The sequence below is a fragment of the Stenotrophomonas sp. 2YAF22 genome, assembly GCF_052114665.1.
Taxonomy (GTDB): domain Bacteria; phylum Pseudomonadota; class Gammaproteobacteria; order Xanthomonadales; family Xanthomonadaceae; genus Stenotrophomonas; species Stenotrophomonas indicatrix.
Window position 1 is genome coordinate 1 of sequence record NZ_JBFRFE010000112.1, and the last position, 8,839, is coordinate 8,839.

Annotated in this window: 7 protein-coding genes; 3 read left to right on the forward strand and 4 right to left on the reverse strand. The window is 68.3% G+C overall.

From position 1 onward, the window contains the following. Both AB4Y84_RS06765 and AB4Y84_RS06770 read left to right on the forward strand, forming a co-directional pair. Nucleotides 1-777: FAD-dependent oxidoreductase (locus tag AB4Y84_RS06765; RefSeq protein WP_442249907.1), on the forward strand; the 777-nt coding region annotated here is incomplete at its 5' end. Between the two features lie 175 nt (nt 778-952). Then, nucleotides 953-1,222: a hypothetical protein gene (locus AB4Y84_RS06770; RefSeq protein WP_442249911.1), complete on the forward strand. Its 270-nt coding sequence runs from the start codon at nt 953-955 to the stop codon at nt 1,220-1,222. A gap of 21 nt (nt 1,223-1,243) precedes the next feature. Here AB4Y84_RS06770 and pdeM read toward each other — a convergent pair whose 3' ends face one another. From pdeM to AB4Y84_RS06790, 4 genes are read right to left on the reverse strand one after another with little or no spacing between them, the layout of a single operon-like run. Next, on the reverse strand, nt 1,244-1,885 hold the full coding sequence (pdeM, locus tag AB4Y84_RS06775; RefSeq protein WP_394198595.1) for a ligase-associated DNA damage response endonuclease PdeM: 642 nt from the start codon (nt 1,883-1,885) through the stop codon (nt 1,244-1,246). Further along, nucleotides 1,875-4,334, reverse strand: a complete 2,460-nt coding sequence (locus tag AB4Y84_RS06780) for a ligase-associated DNA damage response DEXH box helicase (protein ID WP_442244125.1) — start codon at nt 4,332-4,334, stop codon at nt 1,875-1,877. The genes pdeM and AB4Y84_RS06780 overlap by 11 nt, the downstream gene beginning before the upstream one ends. Next, nucleotides 4,331-5,938, reverse strand: coding sequence for an ATP-dependent DNA ligase (locus AB4Y84_RS06785; RefSeq protein WP_442249908.1), 1,608 nt, complete (start codon nt 5,936-5,938; stop codon nt 4,331-4,333). Before AB4Y84_RS06785 ends, AB4Y84_RS06780 begins: the two co-directional genes overlap by 4 nt. After that, nucleotides 5,935-6,933: a ligase-associated DNA damage response exonuclease gene (locus tag AB4Y84_RS06790; RefSeq protein ID WP_442249909.1), complete on the reverse strand. Its 999-nt coding sequence runs from the start codon at nt 6,931-6,933 to the stop codon at nt 5,935-5,937. Before AB4Y84_RS06790 ends, AB4Y84_RS06785 begins: the two co-directional genes overlap by 4 nt. Before the next feature lie 114 nt (nt 6,934-7,047). Between AB4Y84_RS06790 and AB4Y84_RS06795 the strand changes: the two genes are divergently transcribed. Then, complete coding sequence (locus tag AB4Y84_RS06795; protein ID WP_442249910.1) at nt 7,048-8,685, forward strand: acyl-CoA dehydrogenase family protein; 1,638 nt, start codon at nt 7,048-7,050, stop codon at nt 8,683-8,685. Nucleotides 8,686-8,839: the final 154 nt, after the last annotated feature.

The following is an 8,839-nucleotide window of genomic DNA, read 5'->3' on the forward strand; positions in this document are numbered from 1 at the left end:
GTCGACGGTGGCGCGGCGCTGGACCGCGTGTACCCGTGGGGCGCGCTGTGGTGCCTGTTGCCGGCCGAAGACTGGCCACACATGCAGCAGCTGCGGCAGCGCTACGTCGCCGCGCGCAAGATGATCGGCCTGCTGCCGGTGGGCACCCGACCCGGTGACGACACGCCTCGCCTGAGCTTCTTCTGGAGCCTGCCGCGTGCGGATTTCGACCGCTGGCAGGGCGACGGCATGGCGCCGTGGCTGGAAGAACTGCATGCGCTGTGGCCACAGGCGGGCGCGCGCTTCGCCCATCTGCGTGACGCTGGTCAACTGGCGCGCGCGGTGTACCGCGATGCCGTGATGAAGCGTTGGCATCAGGGGCGGCTGGTGCTGGCAGGCGATGCAGCACATGCGATGAGCCCGCAGCTGGGGCAGGGCGTGAACATGGCGCTGCTGGATGCACTGGCACTGCGCGACGCGTTACGCACCCACGGTGGTGGCGAACCGGCATTGCAGGCCTACCAGGCGCAACGACGTGCGCATGTGGCGGTCTATCAACGCTGGAGCCGCTGGCTGACGCCGCTGTTCCAGTCCGATCGCGATGCGTGGGCAAAGGCGCGCGATGAGCTGTTGGGACCGATGGGACGACTGCCTGGCGGGCGTGGGCACATGCTGCGCGTGCTCAGCGGCACCCAGCACGGATGGCTGGGCGCGTTGCCGCTCGATCCGGCATTCATCCAGGCGCTTGCCGCTGCGCCCCTGCCGCTACAGGGCGTGGAAATGCCGGCCACCGCGTGAAGCCTTTCGTTACGGCATTTAACGATTGCCTCACCCCGTATGTGCGACAAGAGATGAGCACGCGGCAGCCGCGTCGCCCGCTTTCCTTTTCGTGATCGATCATCGCGTGGCCCGGGTGGCGCCGCCGTCGTTGCCTGCTGCGGCCCGGATGCGCCGCACGAACGAGGAGGATGCCATGTTGTTCGCGGTCGAGAAGCTGGAATCGGAAATCTGCAAGCTGCGCGGTCTGCTGCGGATGCTGCACGAGGACCAGCCCGACGTACTGGAAGATGTGTTCGAGTTTCATGTCGGCAGTCTGATCAGCCACGCATCACCGGAAAGCCACGGCCATATCCGCGCCTGCGCACAGGAAATGCTGATGGCGATACAGGCACYGCCGCGTCATGCCGACGAGGCGACGCAGGATTTCAGCCTGATGCGCGGAATCGCCGCCCGCCCGTCGTAATTCCGCGCAGGTCTCGACGCCTCAGCGAACCGGCAGCGGCACCACGCTGTCTTCCACACAGGCGAGCAGCTGTTCGCCCGGCGCCAGTACAGGCACCACACCGGCGGTGAATGCCGAGAATGCCGGCAGGATGGTCACGCCCTGGCGCAGCCAGAACGCGGGGAAGCGCCGACGCAGTGCCGGCAACGCAACCTGCGGATGCACATGGCCCGCCAGCACGTGCGCGGAGGCATCGGCCAGCGGCTCGTGCCGCAGCAGGAACGGTCCCAATTGAGCGTCGTCATGCATCTGCACCTGCAGCGCCGCCTTCGGCAGATCACGGTCGTGATTGCCGCGCACCACGTGGATGTCCAGCGCCGCGTGCTGCTCTCGCCAACCGAGCCATTGCTGATACCAGGCCGCGCGATGCGCCGGGCCGTGCAGGACGTCGCCGAGGATCCATAGTTGCTGGCATTGGTGCATGGTCACCAGGTCCTGCAGGCGCTGCAGGTCATTGCCGGTGCCGCCCGACGGCAGGGCGATTCCCGCACGCCGGAACACGTCCGCCTTGCCCAGGTGCAGGTCGGCGATCAACAACGCGCGCTGTGCCGGCCACAGCAGCGCCCGGCCGCCGAGCAGAAGCATCGACTCACCTCCCAGCTGCAGCGGAAGATCAGCGGCCATGGCGACGCTCCAGCTGCTGCGCGGCACGCTGCACGCGCGTGCGCCAGTCTTCATTGCTGAATTGCCCACGCAGGCGTTCGGCCCACAAGGGAAATGCCAGCGGGGTCAGTGATGAGGGCCGCTGCAGGGACAACGAACGTGTGGCGATGCGTGCCAGCACTTGCCGCAACCCGGGCAGGTCGAGGCTGTCGTGCAGTACTTCCTGCTCGGCCAATGCCAGCAGCAGATGCTCCGGGTCGTGCTCGCGCAGCACGTCATGCAGCAGTCCGGCGGAGGCCTGCAGCTGGCGCAGCGAGCGTGGCATGCCACCCGGCAGGCTGGGTACCAGCAGGCCCGCCACGCGCGCGATGCCGCGGAACTGGCGGCGCGCCAGCTCGCCCAGGTTCACCGCTTCGCGCAGGTCCTGCAGCAGATCGCCAGCATCCAGCATTGCCCGCCAGTCCTGTTCCTGCAGATCCACCGGCGTGGCCGGAGCGAGCACCAGGCCATGGTCATTCACTGCATAGCCGATGCTGTTGCGTTGCCGACGGGTGCAGCGAAGGGCCAGCAGCGCGGCCAGCGCTTCGTGCACATGGCGGCCCGCAAAGGGATAGACGAACAGGAACTGGCCTTCGCGTCGGCGCACGTCTTCCACCAGCAGGTGGTCGGGCGATGGCGCCGCAGACAGCTGCGACTGCAATGCCAGCAGCGGCGCAAGCCACCGCGACTCCGCGCTCTGGTCGGCGCCTGACAGCACCTTTTCCAGTTCGCGGCCCAGCGGCATCGACAGTGGCAGTTGACCGCCCTGCCAGCGCGGTACCACGCCATCACCACCACCGCGCGCCACGCGCACGAACGCGGTCATGTCGCGCAGCTGCACCAGCTCCAGCAGCCGCCCTGCAAACTGGAAACGGTCGCCGCGGCGCAGGCGGCTGGCGAACTGCTCTTCCACCGCGCCCAGGCTGCCGCCACGCAGGAACTGTACGCGCACGCTGCCGTCGCTGCTGATGGTGCCGATCGACAGCCGATGGCGCAGCGCCTGGCGGCGATCGGGCATGCGGTACACGCCGTCGGCATCGCGTACCACCTTATGGAACTCCGGGTACCGGGACAATGCACGTCCGCCCTGCACGATGAAATCGATCACCGCATTCCACTGTGCGTCCTCCAGCGCGGCGAAGGCATGCGTGCCACGGACCTGTTCCAGCAGTGCAACTGCGTTGAAGCCGCCCGCCAGCGCGCGGCTGACGGCGTGCTGGGCCAATACGTCCAGCGACAACGTGGGAGGACGTCGCGCTTCGATCACCCCGTCATGCAACGCGTGCCGGGCCGCCGCGTACTCGGCCAGTTCCAGCGCATGGCTGGGAATGCACAGTATCTGGCCGCTGGCACCGGGCCGATGGCGTGCACGCCCGGCGCGCTGGCGCAGGCGCGCCACGCCCTTCGGGCTGCCCAGCTGCAGCACCTGGTCCACTTCCGGAAAGTCCACGCCCAGATCAAGGCTGGAGGTGGCCACCACGCACCGCAACGTGCCCGCACGTAGTCCGTCTTCAACCTGCTGTCGCAGCGCAGGATCCAACGAGCCGTGGTGCAGGGCGAGCGTGCCGGCATCCTCCGGCCACACGGCTGCGAGGGCCTGGTGCCACAGTTCCGCCTGCGCACGGGTATTGGTGAAGAGCAGGCTGCTGCGTGCACGGAACAATGCATCGAGAACGCGCGGAAGCTGGGAAAGGCCAAGATGCCCGGCCCATGGAAAGCGTTCGCCGGGTTCGGGCAGCAGGCTGCGGATCGTCACCGGCCGCTGCCGTGCACCTTCCACGATCGTTGCCTGTGGACGATGTGGCAGCAGTACGTCGCGCGCCTGTGGCAGGTTGCCCAATGTGGCCGACAACCCCCACAGCTGCGCCGCGGGGGCCGCCTCACGCAGCAGCGCCAGGTTCAACTGCAGCAGCACGCCGCGCTTGTTGCCCAGCAGTTCGTGCCATTCGTCCACCACCACGCAGCGCAGTTGGCGCATGCGCTCAAGGGTGTCGGGATAGCTGAGCAGCAGCGCCAGCGACTCCGGCGTGGTGACCAGCACGTCGATGCGACCTTCGCGGGCCAGGCGCCTGTCGCGGTTGCTGGCATCGCCGCTGCGCAGCCCCACGCGCCAGCCCAGGCCAAGGCCGTCGATCGGCGCCTGCAGCGCGCGTGCGGTATCGCTGGCCAGCGCACGCAGCGGCGTTACCCACAGCACCTGCAGCGGGCGTACCGCGCTGGCGCGACGCGGTGCGGGGGGCGGGTCGAGCATCGCCTGCAGCAGGGGGCCGCCGAACATGGCAAGGGTCTTGCCGCTACCGGTGGGCGTGTGCAGCAGGCCCGATTCGCCCGCCAGATAGTGACGCCACATCGCGCGCTGGAAGGGCAGGGGGCGCCAGCCGCGACTGCCGAACCACTCGTGCAGGCGCTGCAGCGCATCGCTGCGCTTCATCGCGCCAGCGCCTGCAACTGGGCCAGGTGGTCGGCTTCGGCAGCCGGCTTGTCGTGGCGCCAGCGCAGGATGCGTGGAAAGCGTACGGCGATGCCGGACTTGTGGCGCGCGCTGCGGTTGACCGCTTCGAAACCAAGTTCGAACACCTGTTCGGCACTTACGCTGCGCACCGGGCCGAAGCGTTCACGCGTGTGTGCACGTATCCAGCGGTCGAGGGCGAGGATTTCCTTGTCGTCCAGACCGGAATAGGCCTTGGCTACTGGAACCAGTGTCTCGCCGTCCCAGACGCCGAAGGTGTAGTCGGTATACAGCGTGCTGCGCCGACCATGGCCTGCCTGCGCGTACAGCAACACCGCATCGATCGTGAGCGGTTCGACCTTCCACTTCCACCAGTCGCCACGGCGACGCCCGGACTGGTAGACCGAATCACGACGCTTGAGCATCAGCCCTTCCACGCCACGCTCGCGCGATGCTTCGCGCAGCTGCGCGGCATGCTGCCAATCGTCGGCGTCTACCTCGGGCGACAGCTGAATTCGCGGATCGCCGAGCGCACCGACCACCTCGGCCAATTGCACGCGTCGCTGCTGCAGCGGCAGCGCACGCAGGTCCTCACCGTCGCGCTCAAGCAGATCGTAGGCCAGCACGCGTACCGGCGTGTTGCGCAGGGTCGCCGCTCCCGGTTTGCGGCGCTGGATGCGGGTCTGCAGGGCGGTGAATGCACGCGGCAGATTGTCGGCGTCGTCCCATGCCAGCAGCTCGCCATCGAGTACGCAGCCATCGGGCAGAGACGCTGCCGCCTGTTCGATCTCCGGGAAGCGACCGTCCAGCCGTTCTTCGCCGCGCGACCACAACGCCACCTCGCCCTGGCGCCGCAGCAACTGCAGGCGGATGCCATCCCACTTCCATTCCAGCAGCCAGTGGCTGATGTCGCCCAGCCGCTCGGTGGGCTCGCCTTCCAGCGGCGAAGCGAGGAAGAACGGGTAGGGCTGCTGACGATCGGTCGGCAGTTCTTCGGCAGACAGCAAGGTGGTAAGCAGGCCGGGGGAGGGCACCCAGTCGCCGAGCATGCGCTGGGCGATGCGGGCGATATCCAGCCCGGACCACTCGGCCAACGCCTGCTGCACCACGCGCTGCGACACACCAACGCGCAGCGCGCCGGTCAGCAGCTTGTTGAAGACCAGGCGTTCGGCCGATGCCAGCTGTCGCCAGCCGTCGACTACGGCGGCACGACGCACCGGCTCCGGCTGGTTGGCAACGGCAAGCAGGTGGTGTTCGATCCAGTCGGCCAGAGGCCGATCCTCGGCTTCGGTGGCTGGATCATCCAGCAGCAGGGTAAGCGTTTCAGCAAGGTCGCCGACCTGCGCGTAGCTGTCCTCGACCAGCCAGGGCGGCAGACCGGATTCTTCAGCGATCCACGTCCGCAATTCGCCGCTGCCCGCAATTTTCCGGYGCGCGCCGCCCACCTTGCCACCGCTGAGCAGGTACAGCGCCCACGCTGCGTCGTGCGGACGTGCGTGCTGGAAGTAGTTGATCAGCGCCGCGCGCTTGTCCAGCGTCGCCGTGCTGCGATCCAGTCGCTGGTACAGCGCGGCGAAGGCCTTCATTCCTCGCCTCCGAAATCGGTGCGGAACGCTTCGGCGGCGACGCCGCGTTCGCGCAGGTACGGAATCAACGCATCGGTGTTGCCGTGGGTGGCAATGACCCGCTGCGCGCCGGTCTGGGTGATGGTCTGCAGCAGCGCTGGCCAATCGGCATGGTCGGAGATCACGAAGCCACGGTCGACGTTGCGGCGGCGGCGGTTGCCGCGCAACTGCATCCAGCCCGAGGCGAAACCGAGCTGGTGACGGCCAAACCGGCGCAGCCAAGGCGTACCGGCGGCCGAGGGCGGGGCCAGGATCAGCTGGCCGGCCGCATCGGGCTGACGCCCCTGTTCGGCAACGGTGAGCGTGTCGAGCATGGGCACACCGGCCTGGCGATAGACGGCCACGCCGTTGGCGATGGCGCCATGCAGCCAAGCAGGCTGGTCATCCACCGCACGCAGCTCGGCAAGCACGCGTTGCGCCTTGCCCAGCGCATAGCAGAGCAGCACTGCCGCTTCGCCCCGCTGCGCGCACTCGCGGCGCCAGGCGGCGATCTCGGCCGCCACGGCACGGGTATCGGGCCAGCGATAGATCGGCAGCGCGAACGTCGCCTCGGTGATGAAGGTATCGCAGGGCACCACTTCGAACGGGGTGCAGGTGGGGTCTGGCTGGCGCTTGTAGTCGCCCGACGCCACCCAGACCTGCTCACCATCGTCGATGCGCACCTGCGACGAGCCGAGCACGTGGCCGGCGGGATGCAGCGATACCTGCACCCGGCCCAGCGCGAACGGCACGCCCTCGGCATGCGCGTGCAGCGGCACATCGCCCAGGCGCCAGCGCAGAATCGGCACGCTGCCGGTGCTGCAGTGGTACTCGCCCATGCCCGGACGCGCATGGTCGCCATGGCCATGGGTGATGACCGCGCGCGGTACCGGCCGCCAGGGATCGATATGGAAATCGCCTGCCGCGCAGTACAGCCCTTCCGGCCGCAGTACTACCAGATCGTCTTTGCCTRCCATGCCGTCACTGTGGCGGTCCGGTCGTGCACGTGGCGAGAATCGGCCTGAACGCGGGGTTGCCGGGCGATACGGCACAATCGGACCGCACACCTCTTGCCGGCGGGGAAAGAACCGATGAGTGGACCGAGCTTCAACAGCAGCGCCCCCTACGAAACCCATGTGGTGCTCAACCAGCCGCCGCCGTTCGCCGGCCGGCAGCTGTGGACCGACGACATCGCATTGATGGAGGCCGTGCAGCGCGAGGGCGYGGCGGCGTTCGCACCGCGGTTGGCGGCGTACGGAGGACTGGCCGGCGACGCGCTGTACCGGCTGGGCTTCGATGCCAACCGCGATCGCCCACGCCTGCGCACCCATGATGCGCAGGGACATCGCATCGACACCGTGGAGTTCCATCCGTCGTATCACCAGTTGATGCAGACGGCGAAGGAGCATGGCGTTGCCGGGCTGTCCTGGCACGAGCCGCAGCCCGGCGCGCATGTCGCGCGCGCTACGCTGAGCTACCTGCACCACCAGGCCGAGGCCGGCACCAGCTGCCCGTTGACCATGACCCATGCCGCGGTAGCCGTGCTGCGCGGGCAGCCGCATCTGGCCGAGTGGTCGCGCAAGGCCGCCGCACCGGTATACGACCCGCGCGATGTGCCAGTGGCCGACAAGGCCGGCATCACCCTGGGCATGGGCATGACCGAGAAGCAGGGCGGTTCGGATGTGCGCGCCAACACCACCCGCGCCGAACCCATCGACGGCGAGCGCTATCGGCTGATCGGCCACAAATGGTTTTTCTCCGCACCGATGTGCGATGGCTTCCTGGTACTTGCGCAGGCGCCGGCCGGATTGACCTGCCTGTTGATGCCACGGCGCCTGGCTGATGGCGATCGCAATGCATTCCGCCTGATGCGCTTGAAGGACAAGCTGGGCGACTGGGCCAACGCCTCCAGCGAAGTGGAGTTCTGTGGCGCACAGGCCTGGCGTGTGGGCGAGGAGGGACGCGGGGTGGCCACCATCATCGGCATGGTGATGATGACCCGGCTGGACTGCATGCTGGGCGCTGCGGCGGAAATGCGCATGGCGCTGGCGCAGGCGCTGCATCACGCGCGGCATCGACGCACCTTTGGAAAGCCACTGATGGACCATCCGCTGATGGCCAACGTGCTGGCCGATCTGGCGCTGGAATCGGAAGCGGCCACGGTGCTGGCGATGCGCATCGCGCGCGCGGTCGATCGCGCTGGCAGCGATCCGGCCGAGGCCGCGCTCGCGCGGCTGGGTACGGCCTTGGGCAAGTACTGGATATGCAAGCGCGCACCTGCGTTCGTCAACGAAGCGCAGGAATGCCTGGGCGGTGCCGGCTACGTGGAGGAATCGATGTTGCCGCGGCTGTACCGGCAGGCACCGTTGAATTCGATCTGGGAAGGCAGCGGCAACATCCAGTGCCTGGATGTGCTGCGCGCGCTGGCGCGCGAGCCGGAGGTGCTGGCGGCGCTGCACGGTGAACTGGAGGCGGTGGCCGATCGTGATGCGCGTTATGCGTCGGCACTGCAGGAGTGGCGCGATGCGGCGGCGCCGCAGGAGGCACAGGCACGGGTGTTCTGCGAACGCACTGCCTTGCTGCTGCAGGCGGCGCTGTTGCTGCGCGCGCGCAGTCCGATGGCCGAAGCGTTCATCCGCAGCCGGTTGCACGGCGAGCATGGGTTGGCGTTCGGCACGCTGCCGGCGGGGTTGGATGTGGCGGCGATGCTGGCACGCGCGCTGCCGTAGGTGACGGCCAACGGCGAAGCCCCTCATGGTGGGCGGCGCAGGAGCGCGGCCTTGGACGGTTTCCGTGCGCGCCCAGCACGGAATCAACAGAAGAAGCGAAAAGCAGAAAAGCCGCGGCGATGCCGCGGCTTTTCCGGTAGCGCCGGGCCATGCC

Bases quoted from the DNA above. Each gene is read 5' to 3' on its own strand.
- pdeM (WP_394198595.1), bottom strand. From the start codon at position 1,885: ATGGCCGCTGATCTTCCGCTGCAGCTGGGAGGTGAGTCGATGCTTCTG.
- AB4Y84_RS06780 (WP_442244125.1), bottom strand. From the start codon at position 4,334: ATGAAGCGCAGCGATGCGCTGCAGCGCCTGCACGAGTGGTTCGGCAGT.